The following is a 27000-nucleotide window of genomic DNA, read 5'->3' on the forward strand; positions in this document are numbered from 1 at the left end:
TACTGTCAACTCTGACAGGTGCGCTCGTCGTGATTTTGCAGTTTGATGCAAGGTGCTGCCGCGAACCTGGCGCGGTTATGCGGACGAGTGCAGGGAGCAAGGCAATGAAAGGTATTTTCAGCAGCTATGACGAAAAAACTGGAAGAGGCACCATCACGCCGAAGCAATCGGGACGATCGCTTTCCTTTGCCGAAGCCACGGGGTTTTTTCTGACCGCCAAAGAATACCGATTCAACATTCCATTGACCGATGCCCAGCAGGCGAACGTCAAAGTGGGCGGAGAGGTCGAGTTCGAATTATCCAAGAGCAAGAATGGAAAAGTGAAAATCCTTCGGTATTGAACAATTGATTGCAAAACCGCTGAAAACAGGGCGGCGGTTTTTATTATCGTTCCCACGCTCTGCGTGGGAATGCAGCCCGGGACGCTCCGCGTCCCTTCGAAAGCCGAACGCGGAGCGTCCGTTGAGGCATTCCCACGCAGGAGCGTGGGAACGATCATCGCGTGTCGCTACTGCGGCAACTCCAGATTATCCAGCACCCGATTCACCGCCAGCTCACCCAGCATGATCAGTTGCGCAATCCCCATCAGCGTTCGACGCTGGGATGGTTTGACCAGTCCGGCGAATTCCTGGGCGATGGTTTTGGCGGAGGCGAGGGTTTCGCAGGCGTTGGCCAGCAGGTCTTCGTTTTTCGTGTCGGCGGTGACGGCGTACATCGCGCGGGGGCTGAAGGGCGGTGGGGTGGAGCCGGGTGGACAGAGGTACTGGTCGAGGGCGCGGTCGGCGGCTTGGTGGAGTTTTTTTGAGTCGAGGGATTCGTAGGGGGAGGTGGGGTCGGTTTCGGGTGGGTTGGGTGTTGGTTTGATCATGGTGAAGCTCCTTTGAAATGGAGCCGCGACAACCTGTCGCTAAACAGGAGGGTGGCGGCTGTACGCGGCTTAGCGAACCGGTCAAAGGCACCCGGTAGATATAGGCATCCCCTTTATTTCAGGTTATCCAGCCTCCGGTTCATCGCTTGATACTCATAAATGCGAGCACTTTGTCGCCTAGACTTCCATCAGGCGCAGATTAGTCAGGAAATAGTCATTGCCAGCCCCTGTAGCGATGGCGTTCACAAACTCAAAGATCATTTGACTTGACTGCGCTTCGAAATTGCCAGAGTAGCGTGTCCAGCTAAGATTCGGTGGGGTGAATGTGCTGATAATTGTCCCGTAATTAGATCTGAATGTTAATTGTGCTGCCGGCTGCCAGGTTCCATTAGTCGCCAAAAGAGAGAATTCATAGGTTTGACCTATCACAAGATTGCTGTAGACCTTGCGCAATACTACCCCTGCTGAGCTATTTGTATAAGTGCTGTTCGTCAAAGAGGTATATCCGAGAAATGTACTATAGCTCCAGTCTCTCTGATCAATGATTGCCGGCCCATTTTCCCATCCGTTTCGCTGCAGATTGGCAAAGTTTGTGAAGTCATTGAGACGTTCCGGTGCCTGAACCAAATAACTCCTAGGTGGAAATCGCGTGGCATTCACAAGGGTGGGTTCACCAGCGAAATTGACAATGAAAGTTATGTGCAAAGTTGTTCTGTTTCCCAGTGATTTCAATAATATTAACGGTACGGCTCGAGCAAAGCCGGGAGGTGAGGTGTTAAGTTCTGCTTGGGGGGCATAAAGCTCAACTTTTTTGCCGCTCCTGTCAAACCCTTCGAAATGCAACCATAGCCGCTCCTTGGGGGTGTGTGGCCAAGCTGCCACTGTCGTTTGATCAGCAATTTGAATTTGAGTGATGTTCAGAGAGCTACTGTTATTTCCTGCAAGAATGGGCGTCGGCAAGCGTGTGTCACCATCCGTGATTTTCATAACTTCAAACGTGGCCGCTAGTGATTCGCCGGCCACAACTCCGCTACGAATCAAATCCCACCGAAACTCAATCGCCTTGCCATGCCATGCCGCCAGAAACGCAGCGCTCAATGAAATCTCTGCAATCCCACCAACAAAATCCACCACCGGAAACGGTGGCGCACCGGCCGGCGCGTTTACCTGGACGAATTGGGCTTTATCGTCTTTCTCTGCTGCGAAACCTGTTATCTGAAGCTTCACTCCATCCGGATTTGCCAAAACGTCAATCGGCACAGTGGGCGGGGTCAAGGTTGGGGGTGGCAGGACAAGTTGCAGGCCAATGACGGTATACACCTGATCCGGAAACTGCGTGGCGCTGGTGAAGTCATTGCTTTTGTCCTCCGATACCCAAAATTCCAGTTTCAACAGCGATCCTTCTTTCAATGCTTTCAGAAAAGCTATGAGCAGCGGTTTATCCCAGAATCCCTGACTGACCCAGGTCGCATTCACCTTGTGGGTGTCACCATTCCAGAATTGCAGGACGTGCGCCGAGCCGTCGGATTTCTGGCCGGTGAACTTCAACCACACCTGCTGACCGACCTGGATTCCCGTCCAGTCTCGTGCTCGCAGCGTGGCGTCCTGGCCCTTCAGTGCGGCCACATCCAGCATGCCGTCCACGGCCTCAGCGATTATCGGCGAGTTGTACACCTTCTGATTGGCGGTGATAGTGATCGGGGTCTTCGCCGACTCATTGTTGTTGGTCAATTGATCGCGCACCGTGGCGAAGACCGAATGGGTGCCGTCGCCTATCAACTGCAATTCTGCAGCCGTCAGGGTGTGGTTGATCGGGCTTGTGGGGTTGGGAAATGTGATGCTCCAGGTGCCTATGGTGAGCGTCACCGTGTCGTGAGGCCGTGGGTAACCGACGGTGATCGTGATGACTGCCGTCTGCTCGGGTACGACGCTGGCTGGATGGCTGACGGTGACGGTAGGCGCCGGGTTGTTGTAGAGCAGCTTGAGTGTGGGTGAATCTGCGTTGTTGCCGCCGACTCGGGTCACTCTGTAGCGGACATCGTTGACACCGTTTGTGAACCAGCTCGCCGGCACGTGCAAAAGAATGCGTTCCTGCTCCTCACCGGGATAGATGGTTTTGCTGATGCCGGTGCTGACTCCGTTGACAAAAATAGTCACGACGTCATAAGCCGCCATGACCCAGTTCCGCAAGCCTGTTATGGGGTCGATGACAAGTTCTACGCCAGAAGGAGTGAATGCCGAGAGAGGAAGGCCGCCATCGGCAGTACCTGGAGGCAGCACCGGTGTTATCCATTGCGGGGGGTACACGGGATACAAGGCCAGGGCAGCGTTGGCTTCGGTTGAATGGACTTGAACGCTCATTCCGTTCTCCTCGAACACTGGTGATGAACAATGGCAGGCAAGGTTCATCACAACGCAGAAAGAGGCGTCCGTCACCTGTCAGATCTGACAGGTGAGGACGGTTTTCCGACCAATGGTATCGCTGAAGGGGTGGGCGCTCCTGCGCCGCCGAGAGGCCTAGCTCGCGCAAGCTGCACTCGACAGGATCTTCAGCCGCTGCAAGGTTTGCATCCAAGAAGATCAAAATGTGGGAGCGAGCTTGCTCGCGAAAAGGCCGGCTCTCTCACCCGAATCACTCAGCCGAACCGCGTCACCCAGGCAACTCCAGATTATCCAGCACCCGATTCACTGCCAATTCCCCGAGCATGATCAACTGCGCAATCCCCATCAGCGTCCGGCGCTGGGATGGCTTGACGAGCCCGGCGAGATTACCGGGCGATGGTTTTGGCGCAGGCGAGGGTTTCGTAAGCGTCGGCCAACAGACCTTCGCTTTTAGTGTCGGCTGTAACGGCCTACAGGCCTGCGGATTTTGGCTTGGCTGTAGGAGTGGCGCGAGAATTTGTAAGCTGGAGGGCATGTCTGCAGGTATCTTTTAACGCTATCGCTATTGTACAAAACTCCAAACTGAATCTATTTGTCGTAGCGCTGGGTATCAAGAAAAGTCCGATGCCCAGCGATATATGACGGCGTCAGAGCAATGGATCAATAAATCATTGAGAAGTTATCCAGGAATGAGTCACCTCCCCCGTCAGTTATGTCTATGTACTTTATTTTTTTATTCGGCGTTTCTGTGATCTCGACCCAGACTTGATACTGCCCGCCATATGGGGGCGTGAGTTGGGACTTAATTAGCTGTAGATTTTCATCGTAGCATGTGTAGGTTGATGGGATTTTAGAACTGTCCGCGATGCCGAATCTAATACTTCTTGCTGTATTTTTCAGTGTAAATCTTAAAGTTGCGCGCGGGGCAATATATATGTATTTCAATGTTATGGGTGGGGCGTAAGAACTGCCATTTGCGCCTATAGCAACAGTCCCGGCTACGACCGTAACGGTCATGCTTGGAAAATCCATGATTGTGCCAACAGGCTTGGTTCCCACGATGCCTGTCTCGAAATCTTCCATCACAATCAAGGGGTCTTTCAGTAAGTTCAAATTTAACGTGGGGAAGATAATTGGTGTCGAGTTTATGGTGGCGCTCGGTAACGCTTCGAAGAGAATCTCAAATTTAGTGTCGTGCTTGAGTGTTAAAAGCTTTTCCCTAGAAACGCTTTCCTTTAGTCCTGACGCTTTTTCCGTCTCCGTGATGTTGTGGTCAGTTAATATTGGTATGACGCAGTTATCATCATTGTTATCTTTTCCTGCAATCTTCAGGTTTACGAAGTTTTCAGTGCTAATTCCGATCCAAGGTATCACGGTGATTTCGGCGGCTCCTTCAAATGTACGCAAATCTAGCACTTTGTTATCCGGCGCCTGTGACACTCTCGGAGAAGGTAAACGCTCATCGCCATCTATAATCTTTGACACGTTCAGCTTGACCGATTCTGATTGTCCAGCTCTACCCCCATTGCGATTCAAATTCCAGCGCAGCTCAATCACTTTCCCATGCCGGGCTGCCAGAAATGCCGGACTCAATAACGTGTTCACCCGTTTGTTGGCATTGAATTCCACCAATGGAAATTGCGGCGAGCCCGCCGGTGCATTGACTTCCACCAGTCGTGCACGGTCTCCTTTTAAAGCGCCAAGATACTCGATGCGCACCGTCACGCCGTTCGGATAGGCCAGTACATCAATCGGGTCAACGGCCGGTGCCACCAGAAACGGGGGCAGCAACACAATGGTGCTGCCGCCGATTGCATCGGCCGTGGTGGTCTTGGAGGTCGCAATAGTGATGCCGCCGCGCACCAGTTCATATTTCGCCCGCACCACACTACCGGCGATCACTTTGGCATTGGGCACCATCAGTTTGTAGGTGAACGGAATGCGCCCGACATCGGCCTCAACGATGTGCGTCACCACCGGGGCTTCTGGTTTGGTGGCGGTGTAGGTCACGCGGATTTTGTCGTTGGGCTGCCATGTCGGCGCGAAGGCGTGCACCAGGACGGTGAGATCTTTACTGCCAAGTTTGGCCAGATCGATGGTGCTTGGGTCATCACTCGGATCGTTCGGATCTTCGGCCAGATCGGGGGCGACCAGTCGCGGTTCCTTTAGGTGCACATCGATTTCAACCGTGCCCGAGTATGGCGAGTCAGTATCCGGCCCGTTGCCGAGCTGATCGGTGACAGTGTAGGAAAAGACAAACTTCGGGCTGTCGCCCGCTTGCTGAAACACCTCTTCCCCGACCATTACGCAAATCGTTGTCCGCTCGGCAGACGGAGTGGCAGGCGCTTCACCGGGGGCGACAATGCGCACGACATCCTTGCCGTTGCAGTTCAAGCGGATCACGTCATGCGCCCGGCAGTAGGGGTAGGCGAAACACACTTGCACGCCTTCCTTCGCGCGCTCGGCATCAATGCCGTCGTAGCGCACGTCGTCCGGCAGGATCAAATGCAATTCGGAATGTGCGCGGTCGCCGGGCGTCTGATCCTCCATGCCGGGGCGGATGTCGTTATACAACAGGGTCAGCTCGGGTGTTGACGTGTCCTCGTTCTGGCTACCGCGGGTGATGGTGAAAACAAGCGTGTTGAGGCGATTCGTTAGTAATAAACCTTTGGGCAGATACAGGGTATGGATGTCATTTTCCTCGCCCGGCCCGATGGTTTTTGTGGCTTCGGTACGAGCGTTGTTCAGCCACAGGCGAATCACGTCACCTTCTTCCACTGTCCCGGCCAGCGGGGGGTCGACCTTGATGGTCAGGCCCATGGGTTTGAGGTCGTATACGTGTATGGGCACACCATAATCTGCGCCGATCACCGGCCTGGTAGCTTCAGGTGCTCGGGGTGGGTTTAACGTCAGGACGTTGTTGTGCGGTGTCTGGTTTATGGTCATGGGTGAAACTCCTGCGGGGGGGGAAAGGGCAGGAATCATCAGAGCGTTTAATTAGGGATTGCGCACCTGTCAAACCTGACAGGTGTTAGCGGTATTCAGATGAGTGGTCATTGTGGTTCGGTGCCCATGCTCTGTGCGTAGAAGTGCCTAACGGCGCTCCGCGTTGGGCTCGGGATGGGCCGCAGAGCGTCCCGTGCTGCATTCCCACGCAGAGCGTGGGAACGATCATCATGACGCCGCGCTACTGCGGCAACTCCAGATTATCCAGCACCCGATTCACCGCCAGTTCCCCGAGCATGATCAGTTGCGCGATGCCCATCAGCGTTCGGCGCTGGGATGGTTTCACCAGTCCGGCAAATTCCTGGGCGATGGTTTTAGCCGAGGCGAGGGTTTCGCAGGCGTTGGCCAGCAGGTCTTCGTTTTTGGTGTCGGCGGTGACGGCGTACATGGCGCGGGGGCTGAACGGCGGCGGGGTCGAGCCGGGTGGGCAGAGGTAATGATCGAGGGCGCGGTCGGCGGCTTGGTGGAGTTTTTTTGAGTCGAGGGATTCGTAGGGGGAGGTGGGGCCGGATTCGGGCGGGTTGGGTGTTGGTTTGATCATGGTAAAGCTCCTTGAGAGATGGAGCCGTCAGCCTTCGCTGCTAAACGAAGAGGGTGGCGGCTTTACGCGGGTTAGCAGACCAGGCTCAAGGATCCCGGCGCACCGAAGTGCCCCACGCAAGCCGCCATTAAGAGAGGCGGAGCCAGCGTGCCTTGAAAATTTGCCGGGCTGCTAAACCCGATCACTGAACATTCAGCGACCGGACCACGATAGAACTCGACCCCAAAGCGCACAAGCCGGCGGATTCTGGCTTGGCTGTAGGCAATGACGCAAGGATTTGTAGCCTTGAGACCGTGTCTGCAGGTGTCTTTTAAACAGCTTCGTTTAAATCGAAAAAAATGCGCCGCATTCGATGGCCTCTTCGCGAGCAGGCTCGCTCCCACAGGGGCCGTATTCCAAATGTCCGATTGGGAATGCATTTCAAACTGTGGGAGCGAGCCTGCTCGCGAAGGGGTCAGCCCAATCAGCCAATAATCCCAAGTAAAACCGCTCTATTTCATTCCCCGGCAAAAGTTGGAAAGCTTCTTGCAATAGCCGCCCTGCGCCCGTTCGGGGCGTCAAAAGTTTGCTTTAAAGGAACGGGGAAAACCGGTGGATCGCACTCAGTTATTCAATACAGCACGCACCAACGTTGCCGACCTCAGTCGAGGCAATCTGGGCGTGCCGTTGTTGCTGCTGGTCATGCTGGCGATGATGATGTTGCCGGTACCGCCGTTCCTGCTCGACGTCTTCTTTACCTTCAACATTGCCCTGTCCATCGTCGTCCTGCTGGTCTGCGTGTATGCGCTGCGGCCGCTGGATTTCGCCGTGTTCCCGACCATCCTGCTGGTGGCGACGCTGCTGCGACTGGCGCTGAACGTGGCCTCGACGCGGGTGGTGATGCTCCACGGTCAGGACGGCCACGCCGCCGCCGGTAAGGTGATCCAGGCCTTCGGTGAGGTGGTGATCGGCGGTAACTACGTGGTCGGTATCGTGGTCTTCGCGATTCTGATGATCATCAACTTCGTCGTGGTGACCAAGGGTGCCGGGCGGATTTCCGAGGTGAGCGCGCGTTTCACCCTCGATGCGATGCCCGGCAAACAAATGGCGATCGACGCCGACCTCAACGCCGGCCTGATCGACCAGAATCAAGCCAAGTCGCGCCGTCAGGAAGTCGCCCAGGAGGCTGAGTTCTACGGTTCGATGGACGGTGCCAGCAAGTTTGTCCGTGGTGACGCCATTGCCGGCCTGCTGATTCTGTTCATCAACCTCATTGGCGGCATGGCGGTTGGTATCTTCCAGCACGGCATGAGCTTCGGCGATGCGGGCAAGGTCTACGCCTTGCTGACCATCGGTGACGGTTTAGTGGCGCAATTGCCATCACTGTTGTTATCTACAGCAGCGGCGATCATGGTGACCCGTGCTTCCGGCTCGGAAGACATGGGCAAGCAGATCAACCGCCAGATGTTCGCCTCGCCGAAAGCGCTGGCCGTGGCCGCAGGTTTGATGGCGGTGATGGGCCTGGTGCCGGGCATGCCGCACTTCTCCTTCCTGAGCATGGCGGCGCTGGCTGCGGGCGGCGCGTACCTGTTCTGGAAGAAGCAGAACGTCGCCAAGGTCGTGGCGCTGGAAGAGGTCAAGCGTCAGCAGGAACTGCTGCCGTCGCCGGCACGCGCCATGGAAACCAAAGAGCTGGGCTGGGACGACGTGACGCCGATCGACATGATCGGCCTGGAAGTCGGCTATCGCCTGATTCCGCTGGTGGACCGCAATCAGGGTGGGCAATTGCTCGCGCGGATCAAGGGTGTGCGCAAGAAGCTCTCGCAGGATCTGGGCTTTTTGATGCCGACCGTGCACATCCGCGACAACCTCGATCTGGCGCCGAGCGCGTATCGCTTGACGCTGATGGGCGTGATCCTCGCCGAGGCCGAGATCTACCCGGATCGCGAACTGGCGATCAACCCGGGCCAGGTGTACGGCTCGCTCAACGGGATCAACGCCAAAGATCCGGCTTTCGGCCTGGAGGCGGTGTGGATCGAAATCAGCCAGCGCGCCCAGGCGCAATCGCTCGGCTACACCGTGGTCGACGCCAGCACCGTGGTTGCCACCCACTTGAACCAGATTCTGTACAAGCACTCCAGTGAGCTGATCGGCCACGAGGAAGTGCAGCAACTCATGCAATTGCTGGCCAAGAGCTCGCCGAAACTGGCGGAAGAGCTGGTGCCGGGCGTGGTTTCGCTGTCGCAGTTGCTCAAGGTTCTGCAAGCGCTGCTCGCCGAGCACGTGCCGGTGCGCGACATTCGCAGCATTGCCGAGGCGATCGCGAACAACGCTGCCAAGAGTCAAGATACCGCCGCGCTGGTCGCCGCTGTGCGGGTCGGCGTATCCCGTGCAATCGTCCAAAGCATTGTAGGCACTGAGTCCGAGCTGCCTGTAATCACATTGGAACCAAGGTTGGAACAGATATTGCTCAATAGTCTGCAGAAGGCAGGACAAGGCTCGGAAGAGGGCGTTCTGCTGGAGCCGAGCATGGCCGAGAAGCTGCAGCGTTCGTTGATCGAAGCGGCCCAGCGTCAGGAAATGCAAGGCCAACCGGTGATCCTGCTGGTAGCAGGCCCGATTCGCGCGATGCTCTCGCGCTTCGGCCGCCTCGCGGTGCCAGGCCTGCATGTGCTGGCCTACCAGGAAGTACCGGACAACAAGCAAGTGACCATCGTTGCGACAGTAGGGCCCAACGGCTGAGGTAGTGGTTTATGCAAGTTAAGCGTTTTTTCGCCGCCGATATGCGTCAGGCCATGAAGCTGGTTCGCGATGAGCTGGGCGCTGATGCCGCCATCATCGGCAACCGCCGCATTGCCGGCGGCGTCGAGTTGACGGCGGCTCTGGATTACAAATTGTCGGCGCTGGCGCCACGGGTTCCGAACATGGAACTCGAAGACGAGCTGCGCAAGACCCAGTCGCGCATCGTCACCGCCCAGGCCGAGCTGAGCCTGCGGGGCGAAGCCGACGGCAACACCAATCAGCAGTTGTTCGCCGGGCTGCCGTTGACCGCAGGCCTGCCGCTGACCGCTGCCGAACCGTTGAGCGAGCCGACTTACGCCGCACCGACGCGCCCGGCCGCAGCGCCTGCGCAGGCCTCGGCGGGCGTCGATCCGCGTGCGCTGGATTCGATGCGTTTTGAATTGAACAGCCTGCGCGAGCTGATGGAAGTTCAGCTCGGCACCCTGGCCTGGAATCAGCTGCAAGGCAGCCGTCCGGCCCAGGCCAATCTGTATCGCCGTCTGCAGCGCATCGGCCTGTCCGGCCCGCTGTCGCGCGATCTGCTGGCGATGATCACCGATATCGAAGAACCCCGTCAGGCCTGGCGCATGCTGCTGGCGCACCTGGCGCGGATGATTGCCGTACCGGAAGTCGAGCCGCTAGAAGAGGGCGGTGTGATTGCCATGGTCGGCCCCGCCGGCATGGGCAAGACCACCACGCTGGCCAAGCTCGCCGCGCGTTACGTGCTCAAGTACGGCGCGCAGAACGTCGCACTGGTGAGCATGGACAGCTTCCGCATCGGCGCGCAGGAACAACTGAAAACCCTCGGACGCATCCTCAACGTGCCGGTAACGCACGTCGATCCAGGTCAGTCGCTGGTGCAGGCATTGGATCCACTGCTACGCAAACGCGTGGTTTTGATCGATACTGCCGGCCTGCAAGCCAGTGATCCGGCGTTGCGCATGCAGCTTGAGAGCCTGGCCGGGCGTGGCATTCGCTCAAAAAATTATCTGGTCCTGGCAACCACCAGCCAGAAACAGGTTCTAACCGCCGCTTACCACAGTTACAAGCGTTGCGGGCTGGCCGGCTGCATCCTGACTAAACTGGATGAAACGGCCAGTCTCGGCGAAGTGTTGAGCCTGGCGATCAGTCATGAATTGCCGGTCGCGTATCTGACCGATGGCCCACGGATTCCGGATGATCTGCATCTGCCGCGCCGTCATCAACTGGTCAGCCGCGCCGTCAGCGTGCAAATGCAGGAAGAACCCAGCGAAGAAGCCATGGCTGACATGTTCGCTGATATCTATCACAGCCCGACCAAGCAGGTTGGCTGAGGTAATCATGAACAGTTTTTGTACCTACATCGATGGTCTGCCACGCATTGTTCCGATCAGGAACGCGCAGCCAGTAATGTGGCCTCCGTCTATGCAAGACAAGGTAAAGAAATAACATGGGCAGCATGCATCCCGTACAGGTGATCGCGGTGACCGGCGGCAAAGGTGGCGTCGGCAAGACTAACGTGTCAGTGAACTTGTCGCTGGCGCTGGCAGAGCTTGGCCGTCGGGTCATGCTGCTGGACGCCGACCTGGGCCTGGCGAACGTCGACGTTCTGCTGGGGCTGACACCCAAGCGCACACTGGCCGACGTTATCGAAGGCCGTTGCGAACTGCGCGACGTGCTGTTGCAAGGCCCGGGCGGGATTCGCATCGTGCCGGCGGCCTCCGGCACGCAGAGCATGGTGCACCTGAGCCCGGCGCAGCACGCCGGCCTGATCCAGGCGTTCAGCGACATCGGCGACAATCTCGACGTGCTGGTGATCGACACCGCTGCGGGTATTGGTGACTCGGTAGTCAGTTTCGTTCGTGCCGCCCAGGAAGTGTTGCTGGTGGTCTGCGACGAGCCGACTTCGATCACCGATGCTTACGCGCTGATCAAGTTGCTCAACCGCGACTACGGCATGAACCGCTTCCGCGTACTGGCCAACATGGCGCAGAGCCCGCAGGAAGGGCGCAACCTGTTCGCCAAGTTGACCAAGGTCACGGATCGCTTCCTCGACGTCGCCCTACAATACGTCGGCGCCGTGCCGTACGACGAAAGCGTGCGCAAGGCGGTGCAGAAGCAGCGCGCCGTCTACGAAGCCTTTCCCCGTTCCAAGTGCGCGCTGGCCTTCAAGGCCATCGCCCAGAAGGTCGACACCTGGCCGCTGCCCGCCAACCCGCGCGGGCATCTGGAATTTTTCGTCGAGCGTCTCGTGCAGCAAACCGCAGGGCCTGTGATATGACCGCCAGTGGCATGAATCTTTACAAAAAGTCGGCGCGTGACGCGCAATACGAATTGATCGAGCGCTACGCGCCACTGGTCAAGCGCATTGCCTATCACTTGTTGGCGCGCCTGCCGGCCAGCGTGCAGGTCGAAGACCTGATCCAGGCCGGGATGATCGGTTTGCTCGAAGTCTCGACCAAATACGACGCCAGCAAAGGCGCCAGTTTCGAAACGTACGCGGGCATTCGAATCCGCGGCGCGATGCTCGATGAAGTGCGCAAAGGGGATTGGGCGCCACGCTCGGTTCACCGTAATACCAGGATGGTCAGCGACGCGATTCGCTCGATTGAAGCTAAAACCGGCCGTGACGCTAAAGATCACGAGGTTGCGGCCGAACTCCAATTGAGTCTCGACGATTACTACGGGATTCTGAATGACACCTTGGGCAGTCGCCTGTTCAGTTTCGACGACCTGTTGCAGGACGGCGAACACGAAGGGCTGCACGAGGATGGCGCCAGTGCTCATATGGAGCCGTCACGCGATCTGGAAGATGAACGCTTCCAGGCGGCGCTGGCGGACGCGATTGCCAATTTGCCGGAGCGTGAGCGACTGGTGTTGGCGCTGTACTACGACGAAGAGCTGAACCTCAAGGAAATCGGTGAAGTCCTTGGCGTCAGTGAATCGCGGGTCAGCCAGTTACACAGCCAGTGCGCGGCCCGTCTGCGGGGGCGTTTGGGGGAGTGGCGAGCGCGCTGAAGGCAGTGTGGGGACACTGCGAAACGAGGCTGGTGCGGTGATGAACGGCGCCGGTCTCGATCCGTTGTGCTCCAGACAAACTTTAAGTGCTGCGCCGATTGATTGAAGTGGCGCGTCCAGGTGCTGGGCGCGTTTAAGACTGCTTGGAGGTCGAATTGAACAAAGACATGAAAATCCTCATCGTTGATGACTTCTCAACGATGCGGCGGATCATCAAGAACCTGCTGCGCGATCTTGGGTTCACCAACACCGTCGAGGCCGACGATGGCACCACTGCCATTCCGGTGCTCAACAGCGGCAGCATCGACTTTCTGGTAACGGACTGGAACATGCCGGGCATGACCGGTATCGACCTGCTGCGTCACGTGCGCGCCGATGAAAAACTCAAGCACCTCCCGGTGTTGATGGTGACTGCTGAAGCCAAGCGCGAGCAGATCATCGAGGCCGCTCAGGCCGGTGTGAACGGTTACGTGGTCAAACCTTTCACGGCTCAAGCGTTGAAAGACAAAATCGAGAAGATTTTCGAACGCATCGGCTGATGAATGCGCGGGGGAGCTATGGAGCATAACGAATCATCACAGGGCGATTTCGAATCGACCTTGAAAAAACACGCGGTCGAACTGGTCGAGAGCCTTGAAAAAGGCAAGTTCGGCGACGCGGTGCAACTGATCCATGAGCTCAATCAGACCCGTGACCGCGGCCTGTATCAGGAAGTGGGCAAGCTCACACGTGAACTGCACAGTGCGATCGTCAATTTCCAGATCGATCCGCACATGCCGCAGGCCGAGGAAGTGTCGCAAATCACCGACGCCACCGAACGCCTGGGCTATGTGGTCAAGCTGACGGAAGCCGCGGCCAACCGCACCATGGATCTGGTGGAAAGCGCCACGCCGGTGGTCAACAGTCTGGCTGATGAAGCGCAGACGTTGAGCGCCGATTGGGGCCGCTTCATGCGTCGCGAGGTCGGGGCTGAAGAGTTCCGCGAACTGGCGCGCCGGGTCGACGGTTTTCTGTCACGCAGCAGCACGGACAACCGTGCGGTGTCGAGCAACCTCAACGACATCCTGCTCGCTCAGGATTACCAGGACCTCACAGGTCAAGTGATCAAGCGTGTGACCCAACTGGTCACCGAAGTCGAAAGCAATCTGCTCAAACTCGTGCTCATGGCCAGTCAGGTCGACCGCTTTGCGGGCATCGAACATGACCGCGCCGCAATGCTTGCTGAAAAAGATCCACAAAAACATCTCTCGCAGGGTGAAGGTCCGCAGATTCATGCCGATAAACGAGAAGACGTTGTGTCCGGTCAGGACGATGTGGACGATTTGTTATCCAGCCTTGGATTCTAGAGTTTCGGAATTCGGGTTTTTTGGGTTTTTAGACCTGTAGGAGCACCCCATTAATGAGCTTCGGCGCCGATGAAGAGATCCTTCAGGATTTCCTGGTTGAGGCCGGCGAGATTCTTGAGCAACTGTCCGAACAACTGGTCGAGCTGGAAAGCCGTCCGGATGATGCAGATCTGCTCAATGCAATTTTTCGCGGTTTCCACACTGTAAAAGGGGGCGCCGGCTTCCTTCAGCTCAATGAGCTGGTGGAGTGCTGTCACATCGCCGAAAACGTGTTCGACATCCTGCGCAAGGGTGAGCGTCGCGTTGATGCAGAACTGATGGACGTGGTGCTCGAAGCACTGGACGCGGTGAACAGCATGTTCAGCGAAGTCCGTGAACGTGCACCGATCACCGCTGCGACGCCGGAACTGCTGGCCGCGCTGGCGCGTCTGGCCGAACCGCAATCGGCGGATGAAGCCGTTGCCGCACCGGTAGAAGCGGTGGAAGAACCGGTCGCCGAAAGCGCATCGGACGACATCACCGATAACGAATTCGAACAACTGCTGAACTCGCTGAATGCCGTCAAGGCCCAGGCCGAGGCTCCGGCCGCTGTCGCTGCTCCCGCGCAGGTTGCCGATACGGCGGCCAGCGATGAAATCACCGACGCCGAATTTGAATCGCTGCTCGATCAACTGCATGGCAAAGGCCAGTTTGCTGTCGATGCGGTCGCTCCGGCGGCACCAGCAGCGCCGGCCGCACCTGCTGCGGGCGACAGCTCGGACATCACCGACGACGAATTCGAAGCCTTGCTCGATCAGTTGCACGGCAAGGGCAACTTCGCCGTTGACGCGCTCGAATCGGCCATCGCTTCGGCCCCGGCCGCACCTGCTGCACCGGCAGCCGCTGCGGCGGGCAGCGACCTGATCAGCGATCACGAATTCGAATCGCTGCTCGACGAATTGCACGGCAAAGGCAAGTTTGACGCTAGCGCTGCGACTGCCGGCTCTGCGTCGAGCGTCGCCACGCCAGCGGCGAAAGCTGCGGCTGCCGCTGCTGCGCCGAAACCTGCCGCCAAGCCTGAACCGAAAGCCGAGGCGCCGAAACCGGCCGCCGCTGCTGCACCGGCTCCGGCCCGTGCGCCAGCCGCTGCTCCGGCGGAAAAACCGGCCAGCGAAGCGGAAACCACCGTGCGCGTCGATACCGCGCGGCTCGACGAGATCATGAACATGGTCGGCGAGCTGGTGCTGGTGCGTAACCGTCTGGTGCGCCTGGGCCTCAACAGCGGCGACGAAGCCATGTCCAAGGCCGTGTCGAACCTCGACGTGGTCACCGCTGACCTGCAGACCGCCGTGATGAAGACGCGGATGCAGCCGATCAAGAAGGTCTTCGGGCGCTTCCCGCGTCTGGTTCGCGACCTCGCGCGGCAGCTCAAGAAAGAAATCAACCTGGAACTGGTGGGTGAAGAAACCGACCTCGACAAAAACCTTGTCGAGGCTCTGGCCGACCCGCTGGTCCACTTGGTGCGCAACGCTGTCGACCACGGCATCGAGTCGCCGGAAGAACGCGAAGCATCGGGCAAGGCCCGTGGCGGTCGCGTGGTGCTGGCGGCCGAGCAGGAAGGCGACCATATCCTGCTGTCGATCTCCGACGACGGCAAAGGCATGGACCCGAACGTCCTGCGTTCGATCGCGGTAAAACGCGGTGTGATGGACAAGGACGCCGCCGATCGCCTGAGCGATACCGAGTGCTACAACCTGATCTTCGCCCCGGGTTTCTCGACCAAGACCGAGATCTCCGACGTGTCCGGCCGTGGTGTCGGCATGGACGTGGTGAAGACCAAGATTTCCCAGCTCAACGGTTCGATCAACATCTACTCGACCAAGGGCCAGGGTTCGAAGATCGTCATCAAGGTGCCGCTGACCCTGGCGATCATGCCGACGCTGATGGTCATGCTCGGCAATCAGGCGTTTGCGTTCCCGCTGGTCAACGTCAACGAAATCTTCCACCTCGACCTGTCGACCACCAACGTCGTCGACGGTCAGGAAGTGGTGATCGTGCGCGACAAGGCGCTGCCATTGTTCTACCTCAAGCGCTGGCTGGTCAGCTCCGCCGCTCACGAAGAGCAGCGCGAAGGCCATGTGGTGATTCTTTCGGTGGGCACTCAGCGGATCGGCTTCGTCGTCGATCAACTGGTCGGCCAGGAAGAAGTGGTCATCAAGCCATTGGGCAAAATGCTCCAGGGAACTCCGGGCATGTCCGGCGCCACCATCACCGGTGACGGCCGCATTGCGCTGATTCTCGATGTTCCAAGCATGCTCAAGCGTTACGCCACAAAGCGTATTTGAATCCGGGGTGGCGGCGCGATGACGCGCCGCTGCACCTAATGGAGTGTTTATGGCAGTCAAAGTCCTGGTGGTGGACGATTCGGGTTTTTTCCGCCGCCGCGTCTCGGAAATTCTTTCGGCGGATCCGAGCATCCAGGTGGTCGGCACGGCCACCAACGGTAAAGAGGCGATCGATCAGGCCATGGCCCTCAAGCCTGACGTGATCACCATGGACTACGAGATGCCAATGATGGACGGCATCACGGCAGTGCGGCACATCATGCAGCGCTGCCCGACCCCGGTGTTGATGTTCTCCTCGCTGACCCACGAAGGCGCGCGGGTAACCCTCGATGCGCTGGACGCCGGCGCGGTGGATTTCCTGCCGAAGAATTTCGAAGACATTTCGCGCAATCCCGAGAAGGTCAAGCAACTGCTGTGCGAGAAAGTCCACAGCATCTCGCGCAGCAATCGTCGTTTCAGTGCCTACAGCGCGCCGGCTCCCGCCGCTGCGCCAGCGCCGACGCCTGCTCCGGCAGCGTCCAGCTACGGCAGCCACACGAGCCACAGCAGCCCTGTCCCGGCACGTCCGGCGCCTGCGCCAGCGCCTGCCCGTGCAACCGCTGCCAGCGCTTCGTCGCCAGCACCGAAACGCAAAGCCTACAAACTGGTTGCCATCGGCACTTCGACGGGCGGCCCGGTCGCGCTGCAACGCGTACTGACGCAGTTGCCGGCGAACTTCCCGGCGCCGATCGTGCTGATCCAGCACATGCCGGCGGCGTTCACCAAAGCGTTTGCCGAACGTCTCGACAAGCTCTGCCGTATCAGCGTCAAGGAAGCCGAGGATGGCGACATCCTGCGTCCGGGCCTGGCGCTGCTGGCGCCGGGTGGCAAGCAGATGATGATCGACGGCCGTGGCGCGGTGAAGATTTTGCCGGGTGACGAACGTCTGAATTACAAGCCGTGCGTGGACATCACTTTCGGTTCTGCAGCCAAGTCCTACGGCGACAAAGTTCTGGCAGTGGTGCTGACCGGCATGGGCGCCGACGGCCGCGAAGGCGCGCGTCTGCTCAAGCAGGGCGGCAGCTCGGTGTGGGCGCAGGACGAAGCAAGCTGCGTGATCTACGGCATGCCGATGGCCATCGTCAAAGCCGATCTGGCTGACGCGGTGTACGGTCTGGACGACATCGGCAAGCACATCGTCGAGGCGTGTATCTGATGGATGTTCTCAGCCTTATCGGCCTCATCATGGCGTTCGTCGCCATCATCGGCGGCAACTACCTTGAAGGCGGTCACCTCGGCGCGCTGGCCAACGGCCCGGCAGCGCTGATCGTGCTGGGCGGCACGGTCGGTGCTGCGCTGCTGCAATCGCCGATGAGCGCGTTCAAGCGCGCCATGCAGATTCTCGGCTGGATCTTCTTTCCGCCGCGTGTCGACCTGGCCGGCGGCATCGACCGCGTGGTCAATTGGAGCCTGACGGCGCGCAAGGAAGGCTTGCTCGGCCTCGAAGGCGTGGCCGACGCCGAACCTGACAGCTATTCGCGCAAGGGGCTGCAACTGCTGGTCGACGGCGCCGAGCCGGAAGCCATTCGCAGCATTCTCGAAGTGGATTTCTACACTCAGGAATCCCGCGATATCGAAGCGGCCAAGGTGTTCGAAAGCATGGGCGGCTACGCGCCGACCATCGGCATCATCGGTGCGGTGATGGGCCTGATTCACGTGATGGGCAACCTCGCTGATCCGTCGCAATTGGGTAATGGTATCGCCGTGGCGTTTGTCGCGACCATCTATGGCGTGGCCAGTGCCAACCTGATCCTCTTGCCGGTCGCGGCCAAGCTCAAGTCCATCGCGTTGCGGCAGTCGCGTTATCGCGAAATGTTGCTGGAAGGAATTCTGTCGATCGCCGAAGGTGAAAACCCTCGTTCCATTGAGTTGAAGCTGCAAGGCTTCATGGACTAAGGGAATAACCTCATGGCTCGTCGTCGCCACCAGGAAGAACACGTCAATCACGAGCGCTGGCTCGTGTCCTACGCGGATTTCATCACTTTGCTGTTCGCGTTTTTCGTGGTGATGTACTCGATCTCGTCGATCAACGAAGGCAAGTACAAAGTCATTTCCGAAGCGCTGATCGGCGTGTTTACCGACTCCGACCGCTCGCTCAAACCGATTCCGATCGGCGACGAGCGACCGAAAACCGTGACCCCGGCCAAGCCGCTGGTCAAGGATGCCGAGCAGGTCGACGCCGGTATATCCGGGGCCAGCGATCCGCTGAAAAGCATCGCCGATGACATCAGCGCCGCCTTCGGTGATTTGATCAGCTCCAACCAGATGACCGTGCGCGGCAACGAGTTGTGGGTCGAGATCGAGCTCAATTCCAGCCTGTTGTTTGGCAGCGGCGACGCCATGCCGAGCGACATCGCGTTCAACATCATCGACAAGGTCGCGGCGATCCTCAAACCGTTCGACAACCCGATCCACGTCGAAGGCTTCACCGACGATCAACCGATCCGCACCGCGCAGTACCCGACCAACTGGGAACTGTCCTCGGCGCGCTCGGCGAGCATCGTGCGCATGCTCGCCATGCAGGGTGTGAACCCTGGACGACTGGCGTCGGTGGGCTACGGCGAATTCCAGCCAGTGGCCAACAACGCCACGGTCGAAGGCCGGGCGAAGAACCGTCGTGTGGTGCTGGTGGTGTCGCGCAATCTCGATGTGCGCCGCAGCCTCACCGGCACCGGAACCGCCAATGCGCAACCGGACGCGGCGTTGAAGCGCGCTGGCACACAAACTGCACCGACCCCGGTCAAGACGCCGGGACGCGAGAGTGCCGTCAATTCTCCGTCGCCCGCATTAACACGCTGAAGCATGTCTCGGCCAATCAACCTGGCCGGGAGGAACGAACTGAATGAGAGTCTGGGCAGTCGCCAATCAAAAGGGTGGTGTCGGTAAAACCACATCCTCCATCGCTTTAGCCGGATTGCTGGCCGAGGCGGGCAAGCGCGTGGTTGTGGTCGATCTCGACCCGCACGGCTCGATGACCAGCTATTTCGGCTACGACCCCGACAGCCTGGAACACAGCAACTACGACCTGTTTCTGCACAAGGGCAGCGTGCCGCAAGGCCTGCCGGGGCAGTTGCTGTTGTCGACCAGCGACGAACGGATTTCCCTGCTGCCATCGAGCACCGCACTGGCCACCCTTGAGCGGCAGTCGCCGGGGCAGAGTGGCTTGGGTCTGGTGATCGCCAAGAGTCTGGCGCAACTGTGGCAGGACTTCGATTACGCGATCATCGACAGCCCGCCGTTGCTCGGTGTGCTGATGGTCAACGCCCTCGCGGCGAGCCAGCAACTGGTGATTCCGGTGCAGACCGAGCACCTCGCCGTGAAAGGTCTGGAGCGCATGGTCAACACCCTGGCGATGATCAATCGTTCGCGCAAACAGCCGTTGCCGTTCAGCATCGTGCCGACTTTGTTCGACCGCCGCACGCAGGCCTCGATGGGCACCTTGCGCGTGCTGCGTGACAAATTCCCCGACGACATCTGGCACGGCTATATCCCGGTCGATACTCGTCTGCGCGACGCCAGCCGGGCGGGCGTCACGCCTTCGCAATTCGACGGCAAGAGCCGTGGCGTGCTGGCCTACCGCGCGCTGCTCAAGCACCTGCTCGCGCAGCAACTTGTTCCGCAGGTGGCCTGAGATGATTTCGATCTGCTTGCCCGAACCCTGTGGGAGCGAGCCTGCTCGCGAAGCAGACAACGCGGTTTCCCTGTCAGGCGCTGATCACCGATGAACCGCCCAGTGAAACTCACGTCACGTCCGCAACAGGCCTTGCAGTCCTATCTGGAAGACCTGTTGCTCGACCTGCCCGAGGACTTGCCTGCGCCGGTCGAAGCGCCGCCGCCAGTCGTCGAACAGGCGCAGCCTGAAGTGGTGGAAAGCACCGAGGCCATGGACGAGTTCCAGGCAGCGGTGCTGGAGGAGCAGGCCCGCGACGCGCAGAAATCCGTCGCTCCAATTGCCGCGCCCGCTGCTGCCCCCGTGGCCAAAGCGCCAGTTGCGCTGATCGACGAACCGCGCGCGCCGCTGTCGACCTTGGCGCCGCTGCTGCAAACGCAATTATTGACCGTGCCGGAACCCGAGCCGGAGCCAGAACCCGCGCCGCAGATTGCGGAGCCGAAGGTGCTGGTCCCGCCGCTGGTCGAAGTGCACCTGCCACCGAACAACCCGCCGCCACCGGTCGAACCCGATGGCCGTCCGGCCTGGGCCGCCGAAGCCTTCGAATGCTTGCTGTTCGATGTTGCCGGGCTGACCCTGGCGGTGCCGCTGGTGTGCCTTGGCTCGATCTATTCGCTGGCCGGCCACGAGCTGACGCCGCTGTTTGGTCAGCCGGAGTGGTTCCTTGGAATCCTGCCGAGCCAGGCCGGTAATCTGAAAGTCTTGGACACCGCGCGCTGGGTCATGCCGGATCGCTACCGCGATGACTTCCGTCAGGGCCTGCAATACGTGATTTCGGTTCAAGGTTACGAGTGGGGGCTGGCGGTGCATCAGGTCAGCCGCTCGTTGCGCCTGGACCCGAATGAAATCAAATGGAGAAGTCACCGGGGTCAGCGGCCATGGCTCGCCGGCACCGTGATCGAGCACATGTGTGCATTGCTTGACGTATCCGCACTGGCCGAGTTGATCGCCAGCGGCGGGGCAAAGCACTTGAGTGGCAACAAGCCGCTACATAAACCGACATAGCAGCCGACATAACTATCAGGCGATGGCATTTTCCAGTGCCACCACACAGAACACACACCGCCCGGGGCGGTTTTTTCGAGGGGTCAGGGTATGAGTAGTCAGGCGTCGAATGCAAAAGGTTCTGAAGATCCGATCCTGCAATGGGTGACCTTCAAACTGGATAACGAAACCTACGGCATCAACGTGATGCGTGTGCAGGAAGTGCTGCGCTACACCGAGATCGCGCCGGTGCCGGGTGCACCGAGCTACGTGCTGGGCATCATCAACCTGCGCGGCAACGTGGTCACCGTGATCGACACCCGTCAGCGCTTCGGCCTGCACAGCGGTGAGATCAGCGACAACACCCGTATCGTCATCATCGAAGCCGACAAGCAAGTCGTCGGCATCATGGTCGACAGCGTCGCCGAAGTGGTTTACCTGCGTCAGTCGGAAATCGAAACCGCACCGAACGTCGGTAACGAAGAATCGGCCAAGTTCATTCAGGGCGTGTGCAACAAGAACAACGAACTGCTGATTCTGGTCGAGCTGGACAAGATGATGAGCGAAGAAGAATGGTCGGAACTGGAGAGCATCTGATTTGATTCTCGAGGTTGCGGTAATTGTTCTGTTCCTGTTCTGGGCGGGCACGCTGGCGATGTTCGTCTCGTACATCAAGGCGCAGCGAGTGATCGCTGCACAGCAGGCCCAGGGTGATGCGCTGCGTGATCAGCGCATCAAGGAACTGGCCAAACGCGTCGACGATTACCAGAACGGCAACGTGCGCATGGGCGAGGCCCTGCACGAGTTGCGCGCGGTGGTGAGTCCGTTGCCGGACAAGATTGTTGCTCTGGAACAACGCGACCCGTCGAGCCTGTCATTCGCCCAGGCGGCGAAACTGGTGGGCATGGGCGCCAGCGTCGATGAACTGACTCAGTCGTGCGGGTTGACCCAGGCTGAGGCGGAGTTGATGCGCAAGTTGCACAAGGGCAGCTAGGAGCTATCGTTCCCACGCTCTGCGTGGGAACGCATCCTGGGACGCTCCGCGTTCCGCCTGTGAAATGTGACGCGGAGCGTCACCGGCGGCATTCCCACGCGGAGCGTGGGAACGATCAAATCAAAAGCGCTATTCGCGAGCAGGCTCACTCCCACATTTGATCACGGTCGAATGTGGGAGCGAGCTTGCTCGCGAAGGCGTCTTCGAAGTCTCAGTAATCATCCCCGCGATCAGTGACGTCCTTCTCGACCATCGGCGCGTTCGGGTCCTGTCCCTCGGGGAATTTGCCTTTCAGGTTCCAGGCAAACGCGATGATCTCGGCGATGGTGCGATAGAGCTCTTCGGGAATGCTGTCGCCCAGTTCCATCCGCGCCAGCAGGCGCACCAGTTCGGCGTTCTCGTAGATCGGCACTTCGTAATCGCGAGCGATGCGCAGGATTTCTTCGGCCAGTTCTTCGTCGCCCTTGGCGGTGAGGGTCGGGGCGTGGTTGCCGTCGTATTTGAGGGCGATGGCCTGGCGTGGGGCAGTGGAATCGTTCATGCGGTTTCGTCGACCCAGCGGTGTTCGAGGCGGGTTTGGTTGCCTTGCGGCGGGGTGCCGTGGTGGCAGTCGAGGTCGCCGACGTTGAGCCCGGAATCGAGCAAGCGCTGGCGCAGGGCGAACAGGTTGTTTTCGATCAGGTCAGCGGTGTACGGCCGCTCGGCCCACAGCTGACTGGACAGGCTGCCGGCGATCAGTTGCGCCTGAATCTGCATCGGCCCGAGTGGTTCCAGATCGAAGGCCAGATCGACGCGCCACAGTTGCTGTTTGGCTTCGCGCTCATCGCGGCGTTCGTGCGGCTGCGGTTCGCGCTCCGGCGCTTCTTCACGCTGGAATTTGACCTGCAACGGTACGATGTCTTGCAGGTTGCGCATGGGGATTTCCAGCTGCCAAGTGCTGAGCAAGCGGCCATCGTCGGTGACGCCTGTCTGCTCCAGGCTCGACAGCTGGTGGCTCTGCAGACGCGACACCGCAGCGGCGGCGAGGCGCAACAGTTGTTCGAGATCACCTTCGCCTTCCAGTTTCGCCAGCAGTCGTTCGGGCAACGGGAAGCTGCTCGGCACCGGTTTGGCGCTGACCTGGCCGAGGGTGCCGAGGGCGTTCCGGACGAAACTCGGCAGTGCCTGCGCCAGGGTATTGGCGGCGATGATCGCATTGAAATTGGTGTTGCTTGGCAGGCCCGGGGTCAGTTGCGCGATCAGCTTGAGCAGGTCGGCTTTCATGTCCGGGGCGAGAGTCGGGTTTTGTCCGCCGAGCAATTTCGCTTCGAGGAACGCGCCGCTGTTGGCCAAGGCCAGCGCCACGCCTTTGGCGGTGCTCATTTGCTGCACGTCCGGCAGGCTGGCGAGCAACTTGTCGACCACCGCGCGCAGATCGGCCGAAGTCTGATCGCTGGATGGCGGGAGGCTCTGCAACAACTTCAGCAAGCCATCGAGCGAGCCCTGACGACTTTGCTGACCGAGCAATTGCTGACTCACCGCCAGTTGTTCCTGACGGCTGCTCAGCGGCACGAATTTGAGGGTCTGCGCATCCTGCACCTGCGCCGACAACAGGGTGCCGATGCGCAGCGGTTGCGGGCTGTCGACGGTCAAAGTGCTGCCGCTCAATGCGGTGTTGAGCAGGGTGACCATCGAGCGAAATACCGCCGCTTGCCCCGGCGTCTGCGGCAGGGCCTGCGAGGTCACGACTTTGCCTTGCAGCAAGGTGCCGGCGGGCAATTGCGCGGTATCGATGCGGGTCAGGGTGGCGACGCTGCTGGCGATCGCTTGCTGCACGGTGATCGCCAGATTGCCGGCCGAGGGCTGAGTGATCGCCAGGTTGGTGCCCTGTGGCAACGGCAGGTTGCTGCTGGCCTGCACGGTGGTCTGACGGCCGCTGTCGAGGGTCACTTTGAGCAACAATTCAAAGGTCTGATCGGCCTGCTTGAGCGACAACACCTCGGCCTTGGCGCTTTGCCCCGCGCCGATCAAGCCCTCCACCGGCGTCAGCAGCTTGAGCAGCTCACCCATCTGCGGGCGAGCGCTCGCCGGCACGGTGGGCGGCAGCGGAAGGATGTTCATTTCGCCTGTCATACGCGGACACAACCTGAGGAAATTGCGCTCTTGAGAGTAAGGCACGGCATGTATAATGCCGCGCGTCGTGCGCTTCGTTCAAAAAACCTGGCAATTGTTTGATCCAGCTCGCCAGATCGAGCGATCAAAGCATCTATGCTGCATCTCTTTAACGGCCGCTCTAGAGCCGACTTGAACCGTATAAGGCCCGTGATCCCTTGACCAGTCCTGTCCTGCAAACCGTTGCCCTGGCGTGTGAACGCGATCTCAGGCTGCTTTTCGAAAACCTCGAATTGCGTCTGGCCAGTGGCGACATGGTGCAGATCAGCGGCCCCAACGGCAGCGGCAAGACCAGTCTTTTACGTCTGCTCGCCGGTTTGATGCAACCCACCGATGGCCAGGTGCTGCTCAACGGTCAGCCGCTGGCCGAGCAACGCAGCGAACTGGCGCGAAACCTGTTGTGGATCGGCCACGCCGCCGGGATCAAGGATCTGCTCACTCCCGAAGAAAACCTGTCGTGGCTGTGCGCCCTGCATCATCCCGCCGAACGCGAGGCGATCTGGCAGGCGCTGGCAGCGGTAGGATTGCGCGGTTTCGAAGACGTTCCCTGCCACAGTCTTTCCGCCGGCCAACAGCGCCGTGTGGCGCTGGCGCGGTTGTATCTGGACAGCCCGCCGTTGTGGATTCTCGACGAACCTTTCACCGCGCTGGACAAGCAGGGTGTCGGTCAGTTGGAAGAGCATCTGGCCGGCCACTGCGAACGCGGCGGTCTGGTGGTGCTGACCACCCACCACACCCTGAGCCGTATGCCGGCCGGTTATCGCGACATCGATCTGGGGAAATGGGCGGTATGAGTGTCTTCGGCCTGCTGCTTGCCCGCGAATCGCGATTGCTGTTCCGCCGCCCGGCGGAGCTGGCCAATCCGCTGATTTTCTTTGCCATCGTCATTGCCCTTTTTCCGCTGGCCGTCGGCCCGGAAACTCAAGTCTTGCAAAACCTGTCCCCGGGGTTAGTCTGGGTGGCGGCGTTGTTGTCGGTCCTGCTGTCGCTGGACGGATTGTTTCGCAGTGATTTTGAAGATGGCTCGCTGGAGCAGTGGGTCCTTTCGTCGCACCCGTTGCCGCTTCTGGTCCTGGCCAAGGTGCTGGCACACTGGCTGTTCTCCGGTCTGGCACTGGTGCTGCTGTCGCCGTTGCTGGCGTTGATGCTCGGCTTGCCCGCTGCGTGTCTGCCGGTGCTGCTGCTGTCGTTGCTGCTGGGAACGCCGGTGTTGAGTCTGCTCGGTGCAGTCGGCGCGGCGCTGACGGTCGGCCTGAAGCGCGGCGGCCTGTTGCTGGCGTTGCTGATTCTGCCGCTGTACATCCCGGTGTTGATCCTTGGCAGCGGCGCGTTGCAAGCGGCGCTGCAAGGCATGCCGGCGACCGGATACCTGTTGTGGATGGCCAGCCTCACAGCGCTGGCGATCACCCTGACACCCTTTGCAATAGCCGCTGGCCTGAAGATCAGCGTCGGCGAATAATAATGAGGCCTGGTCAAAAATTGACCACTTCTATCAGAAGAAAGGCATGACCCTCTGCCAGCTCGCGATGATGAGCGGCAACCGTGATGGAAACAGTATGAACTGGACCTGGTTTCACAAGCTCGGCTCGCCCAAGTGGTTCTACGGCATCAGCGGCAAGTTCCTGCCGTGGTTGAGCATTGCAGCGTTGCTGCTGATCGGCGTTGGCGCGGTCTGGGGCCTGGCCTTCGCGCCGCCGGATTACCAGCAAGGCAACAGCTTTCGCATCATCTATATCCACGTGCCAGCGGCGATGCTCGCCCAGTCGATCTACGTGATGCTCGCGGTGTGCGGCGTGGTCGGGCTGGTGTGGAAAATGAAGCTGGCCGACGTTGCCCTGCAATGCGCCGCACCGATCGGTGCGTGGATGACTGCCGTGGCGCTGGTTACCGGGGCCATCTGGGGCAAGCCGACCTGGGGCTCGTGGTGGGTGTGGGATGCGCGCCTGACCTCGATGCTGATTCTGCTGTTTCTGTATTTCGGCGTGATCGCGCTGGGCAATGCCATCAGCAACCGCGACAGCGCCGCCAAGGCCTGCGCGGTGCTGGCGATTGTTGGCGTGATCAACATTCCGATCATCAAATATTCGGTGGAGTGGTGGAACACCCTGCACCAGGGCGCGACGTTCACCCTCACGGAAAAACCGGCGATGCCAGCAGAAATGTGGCTGCCGCTGCTGCTGACGGTGCTGGGTTTCTACTGCTTCTTCGGCGCCGTGCTGTTGCTGCGCATGCGTCTGGAAGTACTCAAGCGCGAGGCCCGCGCCAGTTGGGTGAAGACCGAAGTGCAGCAGAGTCTGGAGGCGGCGCGATGAGTTTTGCTTCATTCGGCGATTTTCTCGCCATGGGCCATCACGGCCTGTATGTCTGGTCGGCCTACGGCATCTGCCTGACGGTGCTGGCCCTCAACGTGGTGGCGCCGATTGCGGCGCGCAAGCGTTATCTGCAACAAGAGGCGCGTCGTCTGCGCCGGGAGAACGGCAAGTGAATGCGCTGCGCAAAAAACGTCTGATCATCATTCTGGCGATTCTGGTCGGAGTGGGCGCTGCTGTTGGCCTGGCCCTGAGCGCGCTGCAGGAAAACATCAATCTGTTTTACACGCCGACGCAGATCGCCAACGGCGAAGCGCCGCAGGACACGCGCATCCGCGCCGGTGGCATGGTCGAGGCCGGTTCGCTGCAACGCTCCAAGGATTCGCTGGACGTCAAATTCGTCGTCACCGATTTCAACAAATCCGTGACCATCGCCTATCGCGGCATCCTCCCGGATCTGTTCCGCGAAGGGCAGGGCATCGTCGCCCTCGGCAAGCTCAATGCTGATGGCGTAGTGGTCGCCGATGAAGTGCTGGCCAAGCACGACGAGAAGTACATGCCGCCGGAAGTGACCAAAGCGCTGAAGGACAGCGGTCAATCCGCACCGACGCCTGTGAAGGAGGGTTGAT

Annotated in this window: 26 protein-coding genes and 1 pseudogene; 20 read left to right on the forward strand and 7 right to left on the reverse strand. The window is 59.6% G+C overall.

Features of this window, described 5'->3' with window-relative positions:
* The first annotated feature begins 104 nt into the window (after positions 1–104).
* Positions 105–341, forward strand: a complete 237-nt coding sequence (locus AAEZ10_RS22460) for a hypothetical protein (RefSeq protein WP_110645073.1) — start codon at positions 105–107, stop codon at positions 339–341.
* Between the two features lie 167 nt (positions 342–508).
* Here AAEZ10_RS22460 and AAEZ10_RS22465 read toward each other — a convergent pair whose 3' ends face one another.
* The 5 genes and pseudogenes from AAEZ10_RS22465 to AAEZ10_RS22485 form a co-directional block, all read right to left on the reverse strand.
* Positions 509–868 carry a DUF6124 family protein gene (locus tag AAEZ10_RS22465; RefSeq protein ID WP_122704710.1) on the reverse strand — a complete coding sequence of 120 codons (360 nt, stop codon included), beginning with the start codon at positions 866–868 and terminating at the stop codon, positions 509–511.
* A gap of 177 nt (positions 869–1045) precedes the next feature.
* On the reverse strand, positions 1046–3229 hold the full coding sequence (locus tag AAEZ10_RS22470) for an Ig-like domain-containing protein (protein ID WP_350571065.1): 2184 nt from the start codon (positions 3227–3229) through the stop codon (positions 1046–1048).
* Between the two features lie 289 nt (positions 3230–3518).
* Positions 3519–3720, reverse strand: a pseudogene (locus tag AAEZ10_RS22475) (DUF6124 family protein); the annotation flags it as partial.
* A gap of 190 nt (positions 3721–3910) precedes the next feature.
* On the reverse strand, positions 3911–6196 hold the full coding sequence (locus tag AAEZ10_RS22480) for a hypothetical protein (RefSeq protein WP_350571067.1): 2286 nt from the start codon (positions 6194–6196) through the stop codon (positions 3911–3913).
* A 241-nt stretch (positions 6197–6437) separates the two neighbouring features.
* On the reverse strand, positions 6438–6797 hold the full coding sequence (locus tag AAEZ10_RS22485) for a DUF6124 family protein (protein ID WP_282385834.1): 360 nt from the start codon (positions 6795–6797) through the stop codon (positions 6438–6440).
* 591 nt (positions 6798–7388) lie between these two features.
* Between AAEZ10_RS22485 and flhA the strand changes: the two genes are divergently transcribed.
* The 14 genes from flhA (at position 7389) to AAEZ10_RS22555 (ending at position 21911) form a co-directional block, all read left to right on the forward strand.
* Positions 7389–9518, forward strand: a complete 2130-nt coding sequence (flhA, locus tag AAEZ10_RS22490) for a flagellar biosynthesis protein FlhA (protein WP_016771062.1) — start codon at positions 7389–7391, stop codon at positions 9516–9518.
* Positions 9519–9529: 11 nt separating this feature from the next.
* Positions 9530–10870 carry a flagellar biosynthesis GTPase FlhF gene (gene flhF / locus AAEZ10_RS22495; protein ID WP_024012117.1) on the forward strand — a complete coding sequence of 447 codons (1341 nt, stop codon included), beginning with the start codon at positions 9530–9532 and terminating at the stop codon, positions 10868–10870.
* Positions 10871–10986: 116 nt separating this feature from the next.
* Positions 10987–11817 carry a flagellar synthesis regulator FleN gene (gene fleN, locus AAEZ10_RS22500; RefSeq protein ID WP_016771060.1) on the forward strand — a complete coding sequence of 277 codons (831 nt, stop codon included), beginning with the start codon at positions 10987–10989 and terminating at the stop codon, positions 11815–11817.
* Positions 11814–12554, forward strand: coding sequence for an RNA polymerase sigma factor FliA (gene fliA / locus AAEZ10_RS22505; RefSeq protein ID WP_016771059.1), 741 nt, complete (start codon positions 11814–11816; stop codon positions 12552–12554). Before fleN ends, fliA begins: the two co-directional genes overlap by 4 nt.
* 167 nt (positions 12555–12721) lie before the next feature.
* Complete coding sequence (locus AAEZ10_RS22510) at positions 12722–13093, forward strand: chemotaxis response regulator CheY (protein ID WP_024012118.1); 372 nt, start codon at positions 12722–12724, stop codon at positions 13091–13093.
* Between the two features lie 18 nt (positions 13094–13111).
* Positions 13112–13900 carry a protein phosphatase CheZ gene (locus tag AAEZ10_RS22515; RefSeq protein ID WP_016771058.1) on the forward strand — a complete coding sequence of 263 codons (789 nt, stop codon included), beginning with the start codon at positions 13112–13114 and terminating at the stop codon, positions 13898–13900.
* 53 nt (positions 13901–13953) lie between these two features.
* A complete protein-coding gene (locus AAEZ10_RS22520) occupies positions 13954–16224 on the forward strand; it encodes a chemotaxis protein CheA (protein WP_350571072.1) in 2271 nt (756 codons plus the stop codon).
* Between the two features lie 49 nt (positions 16225–16273).
* Positions 16274–17419 carry a protein-glutamate methylesterase/protein-glutamine glutaminase gene (locus tag AAEZ10_RS22525; protein WP_258711232.1) on the forward strand — a complete coding sequence of 382 codons (1146 nt, stop codon included), beginning with the start codon at positions 16274–16276 and terminating at the stop codon, positions 17417–17419.
* Positions 17419–18159 (forward strand): flagellar motor protein, encoded by a 741-nt coding sequence (locus AAEZ10_RS22530; protein WP_016771055.1) that lies wholly within the window; start codon positions 17419–17421, stop codon positions 18157–18159. The genes AAEZ10_RS22525 and AAEZ10_RS22530 overlap by 1 nt, the downstream gene beginning before the upstream one ends.
* A 12-nt stretch (positions 18160–18171) precedes the next feature.
* Positions 18172–19062, forward strand: coding sequence for a flagellar motor protein MotD (gene motD, locus AAEZ10_RS22535; RefSeq protein ID WP_016771054.1), 891 nt, complete (start codon positions 18172–18174; stop codon positions 19060–19062).
* Positions 19063–19105: 43 nt separating this feature from the next.
* On the forward strand, positions 19106–19894 hold the full coding sequence (locus AAEZ10_RS22540; protein WP_024012121.1) for a ParA family protein: 789 nt from the start codon (positions 19106–19108) through the stop codon (positions 19892–19894).
* A gap of 90 nt (positions 19895–19984) precedes the next feature.
* A complete protein-coding gene (locus AAEZ10_RS22545) occupies positions 19985–20938 on the forward strand; it encodes a CheW domain-containing protein (protein WP_041479626.1) in 954 nt (317 codons plus the stop codon).
* Between the two features lie 90 nt (positions 20939–21028).
* Positions 21029–21514, forward strand: coding sequence for a chemotaxis protein CheW (locus AAEZ10_RS22550; protein WP_016771050.1), 486 nt, complete (start codon positions 21029–21031; stop codon positions 21512–21514).
* Between the two features lies 1 nt (position 21515).
* Positions 21516–21911: a DUF2802 domain-containing protein gene (locus tag AAEZ10_RS22555; protein ID WP_016771049.1), complete on the forward strand. Its 396-nt coding sequence runs from the start codon at positions 21516–21518 to the stop codon at positions 21909–21911.
* Positions 21912–22122: 211 nt separating this feature from the next.
* Here the strand turns inward: AAEZ10_RS22555 and AAEZ10_RS22560 are convergent, their stop codons facing one another.
* Complete coding sequence (locus AAEZ10_RS22560; protein ID WP_071171454.1) at positions 22123–22452, reverse strand: EscU/YscU/HrcU family type III secretion system export apparatus switch protein; 330 nt, start codon at positions 22450–22452, stop codon at positions 22123–22125.
* Positions 22449–24023, reverse strand: a complete 1575-nt coding sequence (gene fliK / locus AAEZ10_RS22565) for a flagellar hook-length control protein FliK (RefSeq protein WP_350571076.1) — start codon at positions 24021–24023, stop codon at positions 22449–22451. The genes AAEZ10_RS22560 and fliK overlap by 4 nt, the downstream gene beginning before the upstream one ends.
* Positions 24024–24220: 197 nt before the next feature.
* On the opposite strand from fliK, the gene ccmA reads away from it, so the two are divergent.
* The 5 genes from ccmA to ccmE all read left to right on the forward strand — a co-directional run bounded on the left by ccmA (position 24221) and on the right by ccmE (position 26999).
* Complete coding sequence (ccmA, locus tag AAEZ10_RS22570) at positions 24221–24856, forward strand: cytochrome c biogenesis heme-transporting ATPase CcmA (protein ID WP_350571078.1); 636 nt, start codon at positions 24221–24223, stop codon at positions 24854–24856.
* Positions 24853–25521, forward strand: a complete 669-nt coding sequence (gene ccmB / locus AAEZ10_RS22575) for a heme exporter protein CcmB (protein WP_039763615.1) — start codon at positions 24853–24855, stop codon at positions 25519–25521. The genes ccmA and ccmB overlap by 4 nt, the downstream gene beginning before the upstream one ends.
* Before the next feature lie 97 nt (positions 25522–25618).
* Positions 25619–26374 carry a heme ABC transporter permease gene (locus AAEZ10_RS22580; protein ID WP_350571081.1) on the forward strand — a complete coding sequence of 252 codons (756 nt, stop codon included), beginning with the start codon at positions 25619–25621 and terminating at the stop codon, positions 26372–26374.
* On the forward strand, positions 26371–26547 hold the full coding sequence (ccmD, locus tag AAEZ10_RS22585; protein ID WP_071171457.1) for a heme exporter protein CcmD: 177 nt from the start codon (positions 26371–26373) through the stop codon (positions 26545–26547). Before AAEZ10_RS22580 ends, ccmD begins: the two co-directional genes overlap by 4 nt.
* Entirely contained in the window at positions 26544–26999 is a 456-nt protein-coding gene (gene ccmE, locus AAEZ10_RS22590) for a cytochrome c maturation protein CcmE (RefSeq protein ID WP_016771044.1), read from the forward strand. Before ccmD ends, ccmE begins: the two co-directional genes overlap by 4 nt.
* Position 27000 lies beyond the last annotated feature (1 nt).

It is taken from the genome of Pseudomonas sp. H26/SER47-MNA-CIBAN-0231, from assembly GCF_040310465.1.
Lineage (GTDB): Bacteria > Pseudomonadota > Gammaproteobacteria > Pseudomonadales > Pseudomonadaceae > Aquipseudomonas > Aquipseudomonas atacamensis.